This window comes from Pseudomonas sp. LF-5 (assembly GCF_037626295.1).
GTDB lineage: Bacteria > Pseudomonadota > Gammaproteobacteria > Pseudomonadales > Pseudomonadaceae > Aquipseudomonas > Aquipseudomonas monsensis.
The window spans coordinates 349,861-367,442 of the sequence record NZ_JARKMT010000005.1 but is presented as its reverse complement, the minus strand read 5'-3'; the positions used below and the strand labels follow the sequence as shown (position 1 = coordinate 367,442).

At 58.7% G+C, this 17,582-nt stretch carries 15 protein-coding genes; 12 read left to right on the top strand and 3 right to left on the bottom strand.

The window, feature by feature from the left end; genetic code table 11:
* Positions 1-249: 249 nt before the first annotated feature.
* Entirely contained in the window at positions 250-2,520 is a 2,271-nt protein-coding gene (clpA, locus tag PseuLF5_RS18135) for an ATP-dependent Clp protease ATP-binding subunit ClpA (RefSeq protein WP_097088113.1), read from the bottom strand.
* A 30-nt stretch (positions 2,521-2,550) separates the two neighbouring features.
* Positions 2,551-2,934, bottom strand: coding sequence for an ATP-dependent Clp protease adapter ClpS (gene clpS, locus PseuLF5_RS18130; protein ID WP_016987405.1), 384 nt, complete (start codon positions 2,932-2,934; stop codon positions 2,551-2,553).
* A gap of 223 nt (positions 2,935-3,157) precedes the next feature.
* On the opposite strand from clpS, the gene cspD reads away from it, so the two are divergent.
* A complete protein-coding gene (cspD, locus tag PseuLF5_RS18125; RefSeq protein WP_340134206.1) occupies positions 3,158-3,439 on the top strand; it encodes a cold shock domain-containing protein CspD in 282 nt (93 codons plus the stop codon).
* A 79-nt stretch (positions 3,440-3,518) separates the two neighbouring features.
* Here the strand turns inward: cspD and icd are convergent, their stop codons facing one another.
* Positions 3,519-4,775, bottom strand: a complete 1,257-nt coding sequence (gene icd / locus PseuLF5_RS18120) for an NADP-dependent isocitrate dehydrogenase (RefSeq protein WP_034155137.1) — start codon at positions 4,773-4,775, stop codon at positions 3,519-3,521.
* A 481-nt stretch (positions 4,776-5,256) separates the two neighbouring features.
* On the opposite strand from icd, the gene PseuLF5_RS18115 reads away from it, so the two are divergent.
* The 11 genes from PseuLF5_RS18115 to PseuLF5_RS18065 all read left to right on the top strand — a co-directional run bounded on the left by PseuLF5_RS18115 (position 5,257) and on the right by PseuLF5_RS18065 (position 17,555).
* A complete protein-coding gene (locus PseuLF5_RS18115; RefSeq protein WP_340134203.1) occupies positions 5,257-7,482 on the top strand; it encodes an NADP-dependent isocitrate dehydrogenase in 2,226 nt (741 codons plus the stop codon).
* Between the two features lie 204 nt (positions 7,483-7,686).
* Positions 7,687-8,133: an NUDIX hydrolase gene (locus tag PseuLF5_RS18110; RefSeq protein ID WP_128614942.1), complete on the top strand. Its 447-nt coding sequence runs from the start codon at positions 7,687-7,689 to the stop codon at positions 8,131-8,133.
* A 59-nt stretch (positions 8,134-8,192) separates the two neighbouring features.
* Positions 8,193-9,317 carry a tRNA 2-thiouridine(34) synthase MnmA gene (gene mnmA, locus PseuLF5_RS18105; RefSeq protein WP_340134202.1) on the top strand — a complete coding sequence of 375 codons (1,125 nt, stop codon included), beginning with the start codon at positions 8,193-8,195 and terminating at the stop codon, positions 9,315-9,317.
* Entirely contained in the window at positions 9,314-9,937 is a 624-nt protein-coding gene (hflD, locus tag PseuLF5_RS18100) for a high frequency lysogenization protein HflD (RefSeq protein ID WP_123462474.1), read from the top strand. The genes mnmA and hflD overlap by 4 nt, the downstream gene beginning before the upstream one ends.
* 127 nt (positions 9,938-10,064) lie before the next feature.
* The gene (gene purB, locus PseuLF5_RS18095) at positions 10,065-11,435 is read left to right on the top strand and encodes an adenylosuccinate lyase (protein ID WP_016987412.1); all 1,371 of its coding nucleotides are present in this window, start codon (positions 10,065-10,067) and stop codon (positions 11,433-11,435) included.
* Between the two features lie 86 nt (positions 11,436-11,521).
* Positions 11,522-12,691 carry a ribosomal protein uL16 3-hydroxylase gene (locus PseuLF5_RS18090; protein WP_123462472.1) on the top strand — a complete coding sequence of 390 codons (1,170 nt, stop codon included), beginning with the start codon at positions 11,522-11,524 and terminating at the stop codon, positions 12,689-12,691.
* The gene (locus PseuLF5_RS18085; RefSeq protein WP_095138930.1) at positions 12,684-13,109 is read left to right on the top strand and encodes a GNAT family N-acetyltransferase; all 426 of its coding nucleotides are present in this window, start codon (positions 12,684-12,686) and stop codon (positions 13,107-13,109) included. Before PseuLF5_RS18090 ends, PseuLF5_RS18085 begins: the two co-directional genes overlap by 8 nt.
* Before the next feature lie 215 nt (positions 13,110-13,324).
* A complete protein-coding gene (locus PseuLF5_RS18080) occupies positions 13,325-14,086 on the top strand; it encodes a secretin N-terminal domain-containing protein (RefSeq protein ID WP_123462470.1) in 762 nt (253 codons plus the stop codon).
* Between the two features lie 477 nt (positions 14,087-14,563).
* Positions 14,564-15,889: an isocitrate lyase gene (aceA, locus tag PseuLF5_RS18075; RefSeq protein ID WP_003223815.1), complete on the top strand. Its 1,326-nt coding sequence runs from the start codon at positions 14,564-14,566 to the stop codon at positions 15,887-15,889.
* Positions 15,890-16,456: 567 nt separating this feature from the next.
* Positions 16,457-16,870: an NADH-quinone oxidoreductase subunit A gene (locus PseuLF5_RS18070; protein WP_003223812.1), complete on the top strand. Its 414-nt coding sequence runs from the start codon at positions 16,457-16,459 to the stop codon at positions 16,868-16,870.
* A gap of 10 nt (positions 16,871-16,880) precedes the next feature.
* Positions 16,881-17,555 (top strand): NuoB/complex I 20 kDa subunit family protein, encoded by a 675-nt coding sequence (locus PseuLF5_RS18065; RefSeq protein WP_003223809.1) that lies wholly within the window; start codon positions 16,881-16,883, stop codon positions 17,553-17,555.
* The last annotated feature ends 27 nt before the right edge of the window (positions 17,556-17,582 follow it).

The window sequence follows — 17,582 nt, the reverse complement described above, 5'->3', positions numbered from 1 at the left end:
ACTCGCACACGCAACTGGAAGCTGGCAGATGCCGTTTACTTAAATCCTGAGCGCCCTGAAATTAAGGGCGCAATGGACTAGCAACCGTAAGACCAAGGCGACAGTTACCTTGACACGTACCGGTTTGTAAAAAAAGTGAGTCGCCGTAAGGGCGAAACCGTAATAAGCCATCACCGCAGCAACGGATATTCACCCAAAAAGCCCAGACAACAAAAAGGCGCCCGAAGGCGCCCTCTTGATCTAAGGCCGTCAGGCCATTTCTGCGGTAGTTTCGAAGTCAAACGTCAACTCACCATCCTTGATGTCGATGTGCACCACACCGCCATGCTCGGCCAGCTCGCCAAACAGAATCTCCTCCGCCAGCGGACGCTTGATCTTGTCCTGGATCAGACGCGCCATCGGACGTGCGCCCATCGCCGAATCATAACCACCCGCCGCCAGCCAACTACGCGCGGCATCAGTGACCTCAAGCAGCACACGCTTGTCTTCCAGCTGCGCCTGAAGCTCGGTAAGGAACTTGTCCACCACGCTTTTGATGACCTCATGACTGAGGCGACCAAACTGGATAATGGTGTCCAGACGGTTACGGAACTCCGGCGTAAAGCTCTTCTTGATCACTTCCATCGCATCAGACGAGTGGTCCTGATGGGTGAAACCGATCGAAGCACGCGCCGCCGTTTCGGCACCGGCGTTGGTGGTCATGATCACGATCACGTTGCGGAAGTCCGCCTTGCGCCCGTTATTGTCGGTCAGCGTACCGTGGTCCATTACCTGCAACAGCAGGTTGAAGACTTCGGGGTGCGCCTTCTCGATTTCGTCGAGCAACAACACGCAGTGCGGCTGCTTGGTGATCGCTTCGGTCAACAGACCGCCCTGATCGAACCCGACATAACCCGGAGGCGCACCAATCAGACGCGATACGGTGTGACGCTCCATGTATTCGGACATGTCGAAGCGCACCAGCTCGATCCCCAAGGCCTTGGCCAATTGCCGCGCGGCCTCGGTTTTACCGACACCGGTAGGACCTGCGAAGAGGAATGAACCGACTGGCTTGTCAGGCGACTTGAGCCCGGCACGCGACAGCTTGATCGCAGTCGACAGCGAGTCGATCGCTGCGTCCTGACCAAACACCGTCAGCTTCAGGTCGCGCTCCAGGTTACGCAGCAGTTCCTTGTCGGAACTGGTGACGTGTTTTGGCGGAATCCGCGCGATTTTCGCCACAATGTCTTCGACCTGCGGCACTTCGATACGCTTGACGCGCATCTCGACCGGTTGCAGACGCTGGTAGGCGCCCGCCTCGTCGATCACGTCGATGGCCTTGTCCGGCATATGCCGGTCATTGATGTAGCGCGATGCCAGTTCAGCAGCGGCGCGCAACGACTCATCGCTGTACTCGATATTGTGGTGCTGCTCGAAACGCCCTTTCAGGCCACGCAGGATACCGATGGTGTCTTCCACCGACGGCTCGACCACATCGACTTTCTGGAAGCGACGCGCCAAGGCACGATCCTTCTCGAAGATGCCGCGGAATTCCTGGAACGTGGTCGAACCGATGCAACGAATGTCACCAGACGAGAGCAATGGCTTGAGCAGGTTCGAGGCATCCATCACGCCACCGGACGCAGCACCCGCACCGATGATGGTGTGGATTTCGTCGATGAACAGGATCGCCTGCGGACGTTTTTTCAGTTCATTGAGCAGCGCCTTGAAGCGCTTCTCGAAATCGCCGCGATACTTGGTGCCCGCGAGCAGAGCACCGAGGTCGAGGGAATACACGACGCTGTTGGCCAGCAGGTCCGGCACCTGGTTGTCGACAATGCGCTTGGCCAGACCTTCGGCAATCGCGGTTTTACCCACGCCCGCCTCGCCGACCAGCAGCGGATTGTTTTTACGCCGGCGCGCAAGAATCTGCGCCACACGCTCGACTTCCATTTCGCGGCCGACCAGCGGGTCAATGCGACCCTGGCGCGCAAGTTCGTTGAGGTTGCTGGCATAAGCATCCAGAGGATTGCCTGAAGAAGAAGACTCACCGCCCTCGTCGTCCTGCATATCTTGTTCACCTTCAGAGTGATCGCCATGCCCCGGCACTTTGGAAATGCCGTGAGCGATGTAGTTGACGACATCAATGCGCGCCACGCTCTGCTGTTTCAGCAGGAACACGGCCTGACTCTCTTGCTCACTGAAGATTGCAACCAGCACGTTAGCGCCGGTTACTTCGCGTTTGCCCGAGCTCTGTACGTGGAAAACAGCACGTTGCAGTACACGCTGGAAGCCCAGGGTTGGCTGGGTTTCGCGATCTTCGTCATGAACGGGGATCAATGGCGTGGTGGAGTCGATGAACTCCTGCAGGTCATGCTTGAGTTTGTCGAGGTTTGCGCCGCAGGCACGCAAAACGGTGGCGGCAGCCTCATTGTCCAATAGGGCCAGCAAAAGGTGTTCGACGGTCATGAATTCATGACGCTTCGAACGAGCCTCCTTGAAGGCTAGATTGAGGGTGACTTCGAGCTCGCGGTTTAACATAGCTTCACCTCATACCCAAGTGGTCGGCGATTAACCGTCCTTCTCGATTTCACAGAGTAGCGGATGCTGGCTTTCCCTGGCGTACTGGTTGACCTGCATGGCCTTTGTCTCGGCGATGTCGCGGGTAAACACTCCACATACTGCCCGTCCTTCTGTGTGGACGGCCAGCATGACCTTGGTCGCCAGCTCGCGATTCAGGTTAAAAAACACCTCGAGCACTTCGACGACGAAATCCATCGGTGTGTAGTCATCATTAAACAAAACCACCTTGTACATCGGCGGCGCCTGTAACGCAGGCTTTGCTTCCTGAACAGCAACGCCTGCCGAATCGTCGTCGTGCTCCTCTGGAAGATCCTTTTGGAGAAGCGGGCGATCCTGATTGAATGTTAGTCGAATCTGGCTGATTGCATGCATGGAAAGAAAGGTTCTTCAGTTGTGCAAATACAGTGGTGGGGGCGGCTGTCCACGTTTTCAACTCCGACTGCCCGGTCACCTTGACTATCGGGAAAACGGTGTTACAACCAATAGAGCCCACAGTGGGTAAAAAAGATCCGCGGAGTCAATTCTTTTACGGATTAGATTGCGGATGAATTGGATGATACTCCAGCGATGGAGTCTGGTGCAGAGGGATTTGAGCATGGCTGTCGGCAAGGTCAAGTGGTTCAACAATGCCAAGGGATTCGGCTTTATCAATACCGATGCCCGTGAAGGCCGCGATGAGGATGGCAAAGAGATCGACTTCTTTGCGCATTACTCCGCCATCGAGATGGACGGGTACAGAACCCTCAAGGCAGGGCAAGCCGTCAGGTTTGAGATTGTGCAAGGCCCCAAAGGCCTGCATGCGACCAAGATTGAAAGCGTCGAGACCGTGGGAGACGCCGTCTCGACTGCCGTCCAGCAGCAATCGGTAACCAGCTGACTCGACTGAACCACCTGCCAGAAAAAAACGCCCGGCTCGATCACTCGAGCCGGGCGTTTTTGGTTACAGCCGCTTTCATTTACATATGCGAAATCAGCGCATCACCGAAGCCCGAAGACGAAACCAGCTTGGCCCCATCCATCAGACGCTCGAAGTCATAGGTCACGGTTTTCGCACCAATGGCGCCGTTGGTGCCTTTGATGATCAGATCCGCCGCCTCAGTCCAGCCCATGTGACGCAGCATCATTTCCGCCGAGAGAATCAGCGAACCCGGGTTGACCTGGTCCTTGCCGGCGTACTTCGGCGCGGTGCCGTGGGTCGCTTCGAACATCGCCACGGTGTCTGACAGGTTGGCGCCCGGTGCAATGCCGATACCCCCCACTTCCGCCGCCAGGGCATCGGAGAGGTAGTCGCCGTTGAGGTTCAGGGTCGCGATCACATCGTATTCGGCCGGGCGCAGCAGGATCTGCTGGAGCATGGCATCGGCGATGGCATCCTTGACCACAACGTTCTTGCCGGTTTTCGGATTCTTGAACTGCATCCACGGGCCACCGTCGAGCAGGGTCGCACCGAATTCTTCGGCCGCCACTTCATAGGCCCACTCTTTGAAGGCACCTTCGGTGAACTTCATGATGTTGCCTTTGTGCACGATGGTCAGCGAATCGCGGTCGTTATCGACCACATATTGCAGAGCCTTGCGCGCCAGACGCTTGGTGCCTTCCAGCGAAACCGGCTTGACGCCGATACCGCAGTTTTCGTCGAAACGGATCTTGGTGACGCCCATTTCTTCTTTAAGGAATTTGATGACCTTGGTGGCTTCCGGCGAACCGGCCTTCCACTCGATGCCAGCGTAGATGTCTTCGGAGTTCTCGCGGAAGATGGTCATGTCGACGTCGCCGGGCTTTTTAACCGGGCTTGGCACACCTTCGAACCAGCGCACCGGGCGCAGGCAGACGTACAGGTCGAGTTGCTGACGCAGGGCCACGTTCAGCGAGCGGATGCCGCCACCGACGGGAGTGGTCAGCGGGCCTTTGATGGAAACCACGTAATCCTTGACTGCATCCAGGGTTTCCTGAGGCAGCCAGGTGTCCTGATCGTAAACCTGAGTGGCTTTTTCCCCAGCGTAGACTTCCATCCAGGAAATCTTGCGTTTACCGCCGTATGCCTTTTGAACTGCAGCATCGACCACCTTGATCATCACCGGACTGATGTCGACACCAATGCCGTCACCTTCGATGAAGGGGATGATCGGGTTATCAGGAACATTGAGAGAATGGTCTGCATTGACGGTGATTTTGTCGCCGACGGCTGGAACCTGAATCTTCTTGTAACCCATGCTGAACTCCATTGTTTGGATTGAACATCTGGCTTGGTTCGAGCGTAACCCAGTTAAATCAACACGCAAACCCTCTGTTCGTGGCGCGCCTACATCTCGTTTCGTACAAGCCTGAAAGCAAAGGGAAAAGCGCCAAACTCAAGCATTCGCGACGACTCTACGCCCCACCCCGCCCTGCGACCTTTAGACCAATGGACGAGAATCGTTGCATATGAACCATCGGCAGATTGCCAGCTACCTATGTATAATGCCGCCCGCTGACCAAAGGGTCACGACGGCTGGCCTCTCTAGCACGAGACTTTCCGCCTGATTGGTCGGGTTGTTACCGCAGTCCGACTGCTTGACGCTCTACTGATGCACCCAACATCACCGCGAAGAATCTCGACATTCGGTTCATGGATGACTTTGAACGAACGCGCTTACCCGGCGCCCCTCGAGTTTCTGCGCACGCTTTAGCAAAGAAGAGAGAGTTAATCCGAATATGCCCACCCGCTCGAAGATCATCTATACCTTCACCGACGAAGCTCCAGCCCTCGCCACCTATTCCCTGCTGCCGATCATCGAGGCTTACACCGCCTCGGCCGATATCGCCGTGGAAACCCGCGATATCTCTCTTGCAGCACGTATTCTGGCCAGCTTCCCCGAGCAACTGGGCGACAAAGCCGTAGCCGACCACCTCGCCGAACTGGGCGACCTGGCCGTTACGCCTGAAGCCAACATCATCAAGCTGCCGAACATCAGTGCTTCGGTGCCACAGCTGCAAGCCGCGATCAAAGAGCTGCAAGCCCAGGGTTACAACCTGCCGGACTACCCGGAAGCCGTGACCAACGATGCCGAGAAAGAAGCCAAGGCGCGTTACGACAAGGTCAAGGGCAGCGCCGTGAACCCGGTTCTGCGTGAAGGCAACTCCGACCGCCGCGCTCCGCTGTCGGTTAAAAACTATGCGCGCAAGCACCCGCACAAAATGGGCGCCTGGGCCAAAGACTCCAAGTCCCACGTGGCTCACATGAGCACCGGCGATTTCTACGGCAGCGAAAAAGCTGCCCTGATCGACGCCGCTGACGCCGTGAAGATCGAGCTGATCGCCAAGGACGGTACTGCTACCGTTCTGAAAGAAAAAACCAGCGTTCAGGCCGGCGAGATCCTCGACTGCGCCGTAATGAGCAAAAACGCTCTGCGCGCATTCATCGCCGCTGAAATCGACAGCGCCAAGGCCCAAGGCGTGCTGCTGTCGGTGCACCTGAAAGCGACCATGATGAAGGTTTCCGACCCGATCATGTTCGGCCAGATCGTTGCCGAGTTCTATAAAGACGCCCTGACCAAGCACGCTGACGTGCTGGCCCAGATCGGCTTCAACCTGAACAACGGCATCGGCGACCTGTACGCACGCATCAAGGCCCTGCCGGCCGAGCAGCAAGCACAGATCGAAGCCGACATGGCAGCGGTCTACGCCGCTCGCCCTGCGCTGGCGATGGTCAACTCCGACAAAGGCATCACCAACCTGCACGTGCCGAGCGACGTCATTGTCGACGCCTCGATGCCAGCAATGATCCGTGACTCCGGCAAGATGTGGGGCACCGACGGTCAGTTGCACGACACCAAGGCAGTGATCCCGGATCGTTGCTACGCGACCATCTACCAGGCCGTGATCGAAGATTGCAAAGCCAACGGTGCGTTCGATCCGACCACCATGGGCAGCGTGCCAAACGTTGGCCTGATGGCGAAGAAAGCCGAAGAGTACGGTTCGCACGACAAGACCTTCCAGATCAAGGCTGACGGCGTGGTTCGCGTGACCGACAGCAAGGGCAAGCTGCTGATGGAGCAGGCTGTTGAAGCCGGCGACATCTTCCGCATGTGCCAGACCAAAGACGCGCCGATCCAGGACTGGGTCAAACTGGCCGTCAACCGTGCTCGCGCCAGCAGCACCCCGGCGATCTTCTGGCTGGACCCGATGCGCGCCCACGACGGCGTGGTGATCGAGAAAGTTCAGGCTTACCTGAAGGATCACGACACTACCGGTCTGGACATCCAGATCATGGCGCCGGTCGATGCCATGAAGTACACCCTGCAGCGCACTCGCGAAGGCAAGGACACCATTTCGGTAACCGGCAACGTCCTGCGCGACTACCTGACCGACCTGTTCCCGATCATGGAACTGGGCACCAGCGCCAAGATGCTGTCGATCGTGCCGCTGATGAACGGCGGTGGCCTGTTCGAAACCGGCGCCGGCGGTTCGGCACCGAAGCACGTGCAGCAACTGGTTGAAGAGAACTTCCTGCGTTGGGATTCGCTGGGCGAATTCCTCGCACTGGCAGCGTCCCTTGAGCACCTGGGTGTGAACTACAACAACCCGAAAGCGCTGGTGCTGTCGAAAACCCTGGATCAGGCCACCGGCCAGTTCCTCGACAACAACAAGTCGCCATCGCGCAAAGTCGGCAACATCGACAACCGCGGCAGCCACTTCTACCTGGCGCTGTACTGGGCTCAGGCCCTGGCCGCCCAGACCGAAGACGCTGCACTGCAAGCGCAGTTCGCGACCCTGGCCAAAACCCTGACCGAGAACGAGGCGACCATCGTTGCCGAGCTCAACGCCGTTCAGGGCAAGCCAGTGGACATCGGTGGTTACTACCACGCCGATGCCGAGCTGATCAGCAAGGCCATGCGCCCAAGCGCAACCTTCAACGCGGCGATTGCTGCGCTGGTTTAAGGTTGTAAAGGGAACATCACAAACCCCGGCCTTGTGCCGGGGTTTGTGTTTCCGGGTTTTATGATCACCACAAAACCCTGTGGGAGCTGGCTTGCCAGCGATGGCGGTTTATCATTCAACATTGATGTGACTGATCCATTGCTATCGCTGGCAAGCCAGCTCCCACAGGGTTCGGGTTTCAATATTCAACACCGAGGTCTACTCATGGAATGGCTCCCCCACATCACCGTCGCCACCATCGTCGAGGACAACGGCCGCTTCCTGATGGTCGAAGAGCACAAGGCCGGGCGTAACGTGCTGAACCAACCCGCCGGTCACCTCGACCCGGACGAAACCCTGATCGACGCCGCCGTGCGCGAGACCCTCGAAGAAACCGGCTGGGACGTCGAACCCACCGGCGTGATCGGCATTTACCTGTACACCGCGCCGAGCAACGGCGTGACTTACCAGCGTGTGTGCTTCAGCGCCAAAGCGGTGAAACACCACCCGGACTACCAACTGGACGATGGCATCGTCGGCGCCAAGTGGTTGACCCGCAGCGAATTAATCGCCCAGCGCGACAACTGGCGCAGCGAGCTGATCATCCGCTGCATCGACGATTATCTGGCCGGTCATCACTTCAGTCTCGAACTGATCCGCCCTTCTCTTTAGCCTTGAGGCCGTGAGCCTGATAGAATCGCGTCCTTTTTCAAGACACTCATTGAATCCCTATGCGTGATCCAGCCCCTTCTGACACATCCAAGAAGCGCGTCATTGTCGGCATGTCCGGCGGCGTGGACTCTTCCGTTTCCGCTCTCCTGCTGATCGAGCAGGGTTACGAGGTGGAAGGCCTGTTCATGAAGAACTGGGAAGAAGACGACGGAACGGAGTACTGCACCGCCATGGACGACCTGGCGGATGCCCAGGCTGTCTGCGACAAAATCGGTATCAAGCTGCACACCGCCAACTTCGCCGCCGAGTACTGGGACAACGTGTTCGAGCACTTCCTCGCCGAATACAAGGCCGGCCGTACGCCGAACCCGGACATCCTGTGCAACCGCGAGATCAAGTTCAAGGCGTTTCTCGACTACGCCATGATGCTCGGCGCCGACCTGATTGCTACCGGCCACTACGTGCGTCGCCGCGACATCGAAGGCCGCACCGAACTGCTCAAGGGCCTCGACCCGAACAAGGATCAGAGCTACTTCCTGCACGCCGTCGGCGGCGAACAGATTGCCAAGACCCTGTTCCCGGTCGGCGAACTGGAGAAGCCTGAAGTCCGCGCGATTGCCGAGAAATACGAGCTGGCGACCGCCAAGAAGAAGGATTCCACCGGGATCTGCTTTATTGGCGAACGCCGCTTCAGCGACTTCCTCAAGCAATACCTGCCGGCGCAACCGGGCGAAATCAAGACCACCGAAGGCGAAGTCATCGGCCGTCACCACGGCTTGATGTACCACACCATCGGTCAGCGCCAGGGCCTCGGTATCGGCGGTTTGAAAGACGCCGGCGACGAGCCGTGGTACGTGCTGCGCAAGGACCTGGACACCAACGAGCTGATCGTCGGCCAGGGCAACAACCATCCGTGGCTGTTCTCCAGCGCCCTGCTCGCTTCGGAAATCTATTGGGTCAACCCGATCGACCTGAGCCAGCCGCTGCGCCTGACCGCCAAAGTGCGTTATCGCCAGAGCGACCAGGCCTGCAGCCTGGAAAAAACCGCCAGCGGCTACCGCGCCGTGTTCGACGAACCGCAACGTGCGGTCACTCCAGGCCAGTCCGTGGTGTTCTACGACGGTGAAATCTGCCTCGGTGGCGGCGTGATCGAAGTCGCCGAGCCGTGGAGCGGCCAGGCATGAGCCCGACCCAGGAGCAACTGACCGCGCTGGGCGGCGTGTTTCTCGCCGCCGTGCTGGTTGACCGCATCGCCAAGACCGGCCAGACCAACGAGGCCGGCCTGAGCTGCATGCTCGGCAGCCTGCTGGTACGCGACCCCAAGGACACGCTCGACGTATACGGCGGCGACGATATCAATCTGCGCGAAGGTTATCGTGCGTTGATCGGCGCCCTTGAACGCGACCCGAGCACCTTGCAGCGCGAGCCGTTGCGTTATGCGCTGTCGATGCTCGGCCTGGAGCGGCAACTGGCCAAGCGTGGCGACATGCTCGACACCATCGGCAAGCGCCTGCCGCAGATCCAGTCGCAGGTCGAACACTTCGGCCCGGCCCACGAAAACGTGGTCGCTGCATGCGGCGCGCTGTATCAGGACACCCTGAGCACCTTGCGCCAACGCATTCAGGTGCACGGCGACATGCGCAACCTGCAGCAACCGAGCAACGCCTCGAAGATCCGCGCCCTGCTGCTCGCCGGCATCCGTTCGGCGCGCCTGTGGCGTCAGCTTGGCGGGCACCGCTGGCAGTTGGTGATCAGCCGGCGCAAGCTGCTCAAAGAGCTGTATCCGTTGATGCGCAGCGAGTAAATCGTCGCGCAATAAAAGTTTTGTAGTCTGTAGCGCGTAATACGCCGGTCAGTTGGCAACGGACCGGCGGATTTTTTCATGTATGATACGCGCCCCATTTCGTTGCCCGACTGTCCGAGAACACCCCATGCAGCTCTCTTCGCTCACTGCGGTTTCCCCTGTTGACGGCCGCTACGCCGGCAAAACCCAGGCCCTGCGCCCGATTTTCAGCGAGTACGGCCTGATCCGTGCCCGCGTCCTGGTTGAAGTGCGCTGGCTCCAGCGCCTGGCCGCCCACGCCGGTATCCCGGAAGTGCCAGCCTTCTCCGCCGAGGCCAACGCCGTTCTCAATGAACTGGCTGAAAACTTCTCGCTGGAGCACGCCGAGCGCGTCAAAGAGATCGAGCGCACCACCAACCACGACGTCAAGGCGATCGAATACCTGCTCAAGGAGCAGGCGGCCAAGCTGCCGGAGCTGGCCAAGGTCAGCGAGTTCATCCACTTTGCCTGCACCAGCGAAGACATCAACAACCTGTCCCACGCCCTGATGCTGCGCGAAGGCCGTGACGACGTGATGCTGCCGCTGATGCGCCAGACCGCCAATGCCATCCGCGAACTGGCGATCCGTTTCGCTGACGTGCCAATGCTGTCGCGCACCCACGGTCAACCGGCCTCCCCGACGACTTTGGGTAAAGAGCTGGCGAACGTGGTGTACCGTCTCGAGCGTCAGATCGCTCAAGTCGCTGCCGTACCGCTGCTGGGCAAAATCAACGGCGCTGTCGGCAACTACAACGCACACCTGTCGGCCTACCCGCAGATCGACTGGGAAGCCAATGCCCGCGCCTTCATCGAAGACGAACTGGGCCTGGGCTTCAACCCGTACACCACGCAGATCGAACCGCACGACTACATCGCCGAGCTGTTCGACGCCATTGCGCGCTTTAACACCATCCTGATCGACTTCGACCGCGACATCTGGGGCTACATCTCCCTGGGTTATTTCAAGCAGCGCACCATCGCTGGCGAAATCGGTTCGTCGACCATGCCGCACAAGGTCAACCCGATCGACTTCGAAAACTCCGAAGGCAACCTGGGTATCGCCAACGCCCTGTTCCAGCACCTGGCGAGCAAACTGCCGATTTCCCGCTGGCAGCGCGACCTGACCGACTCCACCGTACTGCGCAACCTCGGTGTCGGCTTCGCCCACAGCGTGATCGCGTACGAAGCCAGCCTCAAAGGCATCAGCAAGCTGGAACTCAACGAGCAGAAGATTGCCGCTGACCTCGACGCTTGCTGGGAAGTCCTGGCTGAGCCGATCCAGACCGTGATGCGCCGCTACAACATCGAAAACCCGTACGAGAAGCTGAAAGAACTGACCCGCGGCAAGGGCATCAGCCCTGAAGCGTTGCAGACTTTCATCGACGGCCTGGACATGCCAGCGCAAGCGAAAGCCGAGCTCAAGCAACTGACCCCGGCCAACTACATCGGCAACGCTGTAGCGCAAGCCAAACGCATCTGATCGACCGCTTGATCCGTTTGAGACGCCCGGCCGCGCCGGGCGTTTTTATTCCCGTCTGAAAAGTGCTTTTTTTCAATAGGTTACATATGAATTCCGATATTCCTCTTCAACTTCTGGGCGGCCTTACAGCACGCGAATTCCTGCGCGACTACTGGCAGAAAAAGCCACTGCTGATCCGTCAGGCGATTCCTGACTTCGAAAGCCCGATCGACGCCGACGAACTGGCCGGCCTGGCCCTGGAAGAAGAAGTCGAATCGCGTCTGGTGATCGAACACGGCGAGCGCCCATGGGAACTGCGTCGCGGCCCGTTTGCCGAAGACGAATTCAGCAAGCTGCCGGAAAAAGAGTGGACCCTGCTGGTGCAGGCCGTTGACCAGTTCGTCCCGGAAGTCAGCGAACTGCTGGAAAACTTCCGCTTCCTGCCGAGCTGGCGCGTCGACGACGTGATGATCAGCTTCGCCGCCCCGGGCGGCAGCGTCGGTCCGCACTTCGACAACTACGACGTGTTCCTGCTGCAAGGCCACGGCAAGCGCAACTGGAAAATCGGCCAGATGTGCGATTCCGAGAGCCCGCTGCTGCAACACGCCGACCTGCGCATCCTCGCCGAATTCCACGAGACCGAAGAGTGGGTACTGGAGCCGGGCGACATGCTCTACCTGCCGCCCCGTCTGGCCCATTGCGGTGTCGCGGTCGACAACTGCATGACCTACTCGGTCGGCTTCCGCGCACCGAGCGCTTCTGAAGTGCTGACCCACTTCACCGACTTCCTCAGCCAGTTCCTGACTGACGAAGAGCGCTACACCGATGCCGACGCACAACCGGCCGCTGACCCGCATCAGATTCAACACGACGCACTGGATCGCCTGAAAGCCCTGCTCGCCGAGCACATGAGCGACGAGCGTCTGCTGCTGACCTGGTTCGGCCAGTACATGACCGAGCCGCGCTATCCGGAACTGGTGGTGGGCCCGGAAGAAGTTGAAGAAGAAGACTTCCTCGCTGCGCTGCAGGACGGCGCGGTACTGATCCGCAACCCGAGCGCGCGCCTGGCCTGGTCGGAAGTCGATGACGACCTGCTGCTGTTCGCCAGCGGCCAGAGCCGTTATCTGCCGGGCAAACTGCGCGAACTGCTGAAGCTGATCTGCGCCGCCGACGCCCTGCACACCGACAACCTCGGCGACTGGCTGGACGACGAAGACGGTCGCGGCCTGCTGTGCGAACTGGTCAAGCAAGGCAGCCTGGGGTTCGCCGATGAATAAGATTCGCGTACGTGTCGCAGACTGGCAGAAGGACATCGCCGAGATCCGGCGCATTCGTGAAACGGTGTTCATCGCCGAACAATCGGTGCCACCCGAGCTGGAATGGGACGCGGATGACGCGACCGCCGTGCATTTTCTGGCGTTTGAAGGCGACTTTCCGATTGGCACTGCGCGCCTGTTGCCCGACGGGCACATTGGCCGGGTATCCGTGCTGAAAGACTGGCGCGGGATGAAGGTTGGTGATGCGCTGATGCAAGCGGTGATTGCTGAAGCTGAAGCGCGTGGCCTGCAGCAGCAGATGCTCAGTGCGCAGGTACAGGCCACGGCGTTCTATGAGCGCTTGGGCTTTAGCCTGGTCAGTGAGGAATTCCTTGAAGCCGGGATTCCGCATGTCGATATGGTTCGCCATTCGGCTTGAGACCGCGGCGCGGCGATCGCGAGCAGGCTCACTCCTACAATTGAAATGCGATTCCCTGTAGGAATGAGCCTGCTCGCGAAGAGGCCCGCAAGCACACCACAAAACGCCCCGACATCCGCCGATGCCGGGGCGTTTTGCTGTCTACGATTCAACTTGCACCACCGCGGGCCGACAAACTGGCAATATCAAGCCTTTCGAAAGCGGAGATAACGGACATGTCCCTACGCACCCTGCTCACCACCCTGCTGCTCGGTTGCAGCCTGTCGGTGATGGCAGCCACAGAAATCGTGCCCCTCAAGTACCGCACCAGCGCCGACATGCTGCCGATGGCGCAAGACTTCATCGGCAAGGACGGCCAGGTCAGCGCCTATGGCAATCAACTGATCATCAAGGCCGAGCCGGACAAGATTCAGGAGCTCAAGGCGCTGGTCACCCAGCTCGACACTGCACCCAAACGCTTGTTGATCACGGTCGACACCAACGAAAACAACGGCCGTGGCGATGAAGGCTACTCGGTCAACGGCGCGCCGCCGAACCAGACCCGGATCATCAGCCGCAGCACCGCCAGCCGCGACGGCGGCGTGCAGCAGGTACAGGCCACCGACGGCATGCCGGCGCTGATCCAGGTTGGCCAGAGCGTGCCGATCACCAGCAGCCAGACCAACTCCTATGGCGATTACAGCAGCCAGACGCAATATCGCAACGTCACCCAGGGTTTTTACGTGACGGCCAGCGTCACCGGCGACATCGTTCACCTGGCAATCAGTACCAACCGTGACCGCATGAGCCAGGAACGTCCCGATGTAGTGAACGTGCAAAGCACCGACACAACCGTCAGCGGACGCCTCGGCGAATGGATCACCCTCGCCGGCGTCAATCGCCAGACTCAGGCCGACCAACAGGGCCTGACCCGCAGCTACTCGACTCAAGGCCGGGATGACATGACCTTGCGGGTCAAAGTCGACGCGCTGGACTAAAGCACCGAAAACTGACTGATTAGTCGTATTAGACCAAAGATGTAGTGCTTGAAAAAAAGCACTACAAAACGTTTGACGAGGCAAAAAAGCAAAGGCATGATGGCCTCGCTCCCGCTAATCAGAGGCCCTGGCAAGGGCCTTCGAAGCGACGTTCGCACCTACCCCGCGAACCGCTTCGTGTCTGTACCGCCCACAAGGTGTGTTTGACGAGGTTGTCGACTGGAACGAAGTTGTCCCGAGGGACGGAAGCGTTATTAGGTAACCCGGCACCACACTGCAGTTCGTATGAAAGGCCCACGACGCCCCGATTGCGCCCGCCAGTTCGCCTTTACCTGCTCACTTTCCCCTCGAGCCCATCGTTCATCCCGTCGCCTCCCCCGCCGAACCCGACTTGACCACCTAAGCTTCTGGTCAGCGAGCGCAGGAATTTTCCACCGCAGAACAACTTTTCATAAAGACGCGACGAGGTTTATCTCCATGGCACTGACACGCGAACAGCAAATTGCAGCCCTTGAAAAAGACTGGGCTGAAAACCCGCGCTGGAAAGGCGTGACTCGCACTTATTCCGCTGCTGACGTCGTCCGTCTGCGTGGCTCGGTTCAACCTGAGCACACTTTCGCGAAAATGGGCGCCGAGAAGCTGTGGAACCTGGTCACCCAGGGTGCCAAGCCGTCCTTCCGCCCAGAGAAAGATTTCGTCAACTGCATGGGCGCCCTGACCGGCGGCCAGGCTGTTCAGCAAGTCAAGGCCGGTATCCAGGCGATCTACCTGTCGGGCTGGCAAGTGGCTGCGGACAACAACTCCGCCGAATCCATGTACCCGGACCAGTCGCTGTACCCGGTGGACTCAGTGCCAACCGTGGTCAAGCGCATCAACAATTCGTTCCGTCGCGCTGACCAGATCCAGTGGAAAGCCGGCAAGAACCCGGGCGACGAAGGCTACATCGACTACTTCGCGCCAATCGTGGCTGACGCCGAAGCCGGTTTCGGCGGCGTTCTGAACGCCTACGAGCTGATGAAGAGCATGATCGAAGCAGGCGCCGCCGGCGTTCACTTCGAAGACCAGCTGGCTTCCGTGAAGAAGTGCGGTCACATGGGCGGCAAAGTACTGGTTCCAACTCAGGAAGCCGTACAGAAGCTGACCGCTGCCCGTCTGGCTGCCGACGTTGCCGGTACTCCGACCATCATTCTGGCTCGTACCGACGCCAACGCGGCTGACCTGCTGACTTCCGACTGCGACCCCTACGACCAGCCGTTCGTGACTGGCGAGCGTACTCAGGAAGGTTTCTACAAGGTTCGCGCTGGCCTGGACCAAGCGATCGCCCGTGGCCTGGCTTACGCGCCGTATGCCGACCTGATCTGGTGCGAAACCGCCAAGCCGGATCTGGAAGAAGCCCGTCGCTTCGCTGAAGCGATCAAAAAGGAATACCCGGACCAACTGCTGTCGTACAACTGCTCGCCTTCCTTCAACTGGAAGAAAAACCTGGACGACGCGACCATCGCCAAGTTCCAGCGCGAACTGTCCGCCATGGGTTACAAGCATCAGTTCATCACCCTGGCCGGCATTCACAACATGTGGCACAGCATGTTCAACCTGGCGCACGACTACGCCCGCAACGACATGACTGCCTACGTGAAGCTGCAAGAGCAGGAATTCGCCGACGCCGCCAAGGGTTACACCTTCGTGGCTCACCAGCAGGAAGTGGGCACCGGCTACTTCGACGACATGACCACCGTGATTCAGGGTGGCTCGTCCTCGGTGACCGCGCTGACCGGTTCGACCGAAGAAGAACAGTTCCACTGATTCTGCTTCGCTGAGCAAACGGCCTTTGCGGATCGTATAGAAAGCTAACCGCAAAGCCGCAAGACTGACGCCCCGACTGATTCGGGGCGTTTTTTTGCCCAGGATTCAATGACCACCACAAATCCCTGTAGGAGTGAGCCTGCAGGGATCGGTGTCGTCCGGAGAAAACATTGATCCAGAGCGGTACAGATGTCAGAAAAATCCGCTAAAACGGACGCCACCGCTACTTGCAGTAACAGACATATAAGACAACTTTCTGTTTACTGCACCGCTAAACAGTTACAAAAGCACTCCAAACGATATCAATTATCATTTAGCAGCAACTATGTTCGTTACATTTCCTACAAAACATAATTCACACAAACCCGGCTAATGCCCGCAATGCATGGGCTGCAGGGCATTGGAGGTGCGCTATGTCCTTATTCCAATAAATAATTTCGCTATAGGAATTTTACTTGCAGGGTGTTTAGCCATAAAATCAGCGCGATTGATTGCTGCGACATATCGTCACTGCCTTATTTCTTTATCAAGCTCAGAGACCTTTGCTCTCTGTTAAGGATTACCAGCATGCCCGAAGCGACAGGACTCATGGCCCACAACTGGGGCTTTGCCATTTTCCTTCTGGGTGTAGTCGGCCTGTGTGCCTTCATGCTCGGCGTCTCCAGCCTCCTCGGGTCAAAAGCCTGGGGCCGCAGCAAAAACGAACCGTTCGAGTCCGGCATGCTACCTACCGGTGGCGCCCGCTTGCGGCTCTCAGCCAAATTCTATCTGGTCGCGATGCTGTTCGTGATCTTCGATATCGAAGCCCTCTTTCTCTTTGCATGGTCTGTGTCCGTCCGCGAAAGCGGCTGGACCGGATTCGTCGAAGCTCTCGTTTTCATAGCAATTCTGTTGGCAGGTCTTGTCTACCTGTTCCGAGTGGGCGCCCTTGACTGGGCTCCGGAAGCTCGTCGCAAGCGGCAGGCGAAGCTGAAACAATGAGGCTTTGGCAATGCAATACAATCTCACCAGAATCGACCCCGATGCTCCTAACGAGCAGTATCCGATTGGCGAACGGGAAACCGTTTCCGATCCGTTAGAGGATCAAGTCCACAAAAACATTTTCATGGGCAAGCTCGAAGACGTGCTGAGTGGCGCGGTCAACTGGGGGCGTAAAAACTCCCTGTGGCCGTACAACTTCGGCCTTTCGTGCTGCTACGTGGAAATGACCACCGCCTTCACGGCGCCCCACGACATCGCGCGCTTCGGCGCCGAAGTTATCCGGGCATCACCGCGTCAGGCCGACTTCATGGTTATCGCCGGTACCTGCTTCATCAAGATGGCGCCGATCATTCAGCGTCTCTACGAGCAGATGCTCGAGCCGAAGTGGGTAATCTCCATGGGTTCGTGCGCCAACTCCGGTGGCATGTACGACATCTACTCCGTAGTTCAAGGGGTGGACAAGTTCCTGCCCGTGGACGTCTACGTACCTGGCTGCCCGCCCCGTCCAGAAGCATTTCTGCAAGGCTTGATGCTGTTGCAGGAATCGATTGGCCAGGAGCGTCGCCCACTGTCCTGGGTCGTTGGTGATCAAGGCGTTTATCGCGCCGACATGCCTTCGCAGAAAGAACAGCGCCGCGAACAGCGAATCGCAGTCACCAACCTGCGCAGCCCTGACGAAGTCTGATCCAGATCTGTTCTTACAAAAGAAACG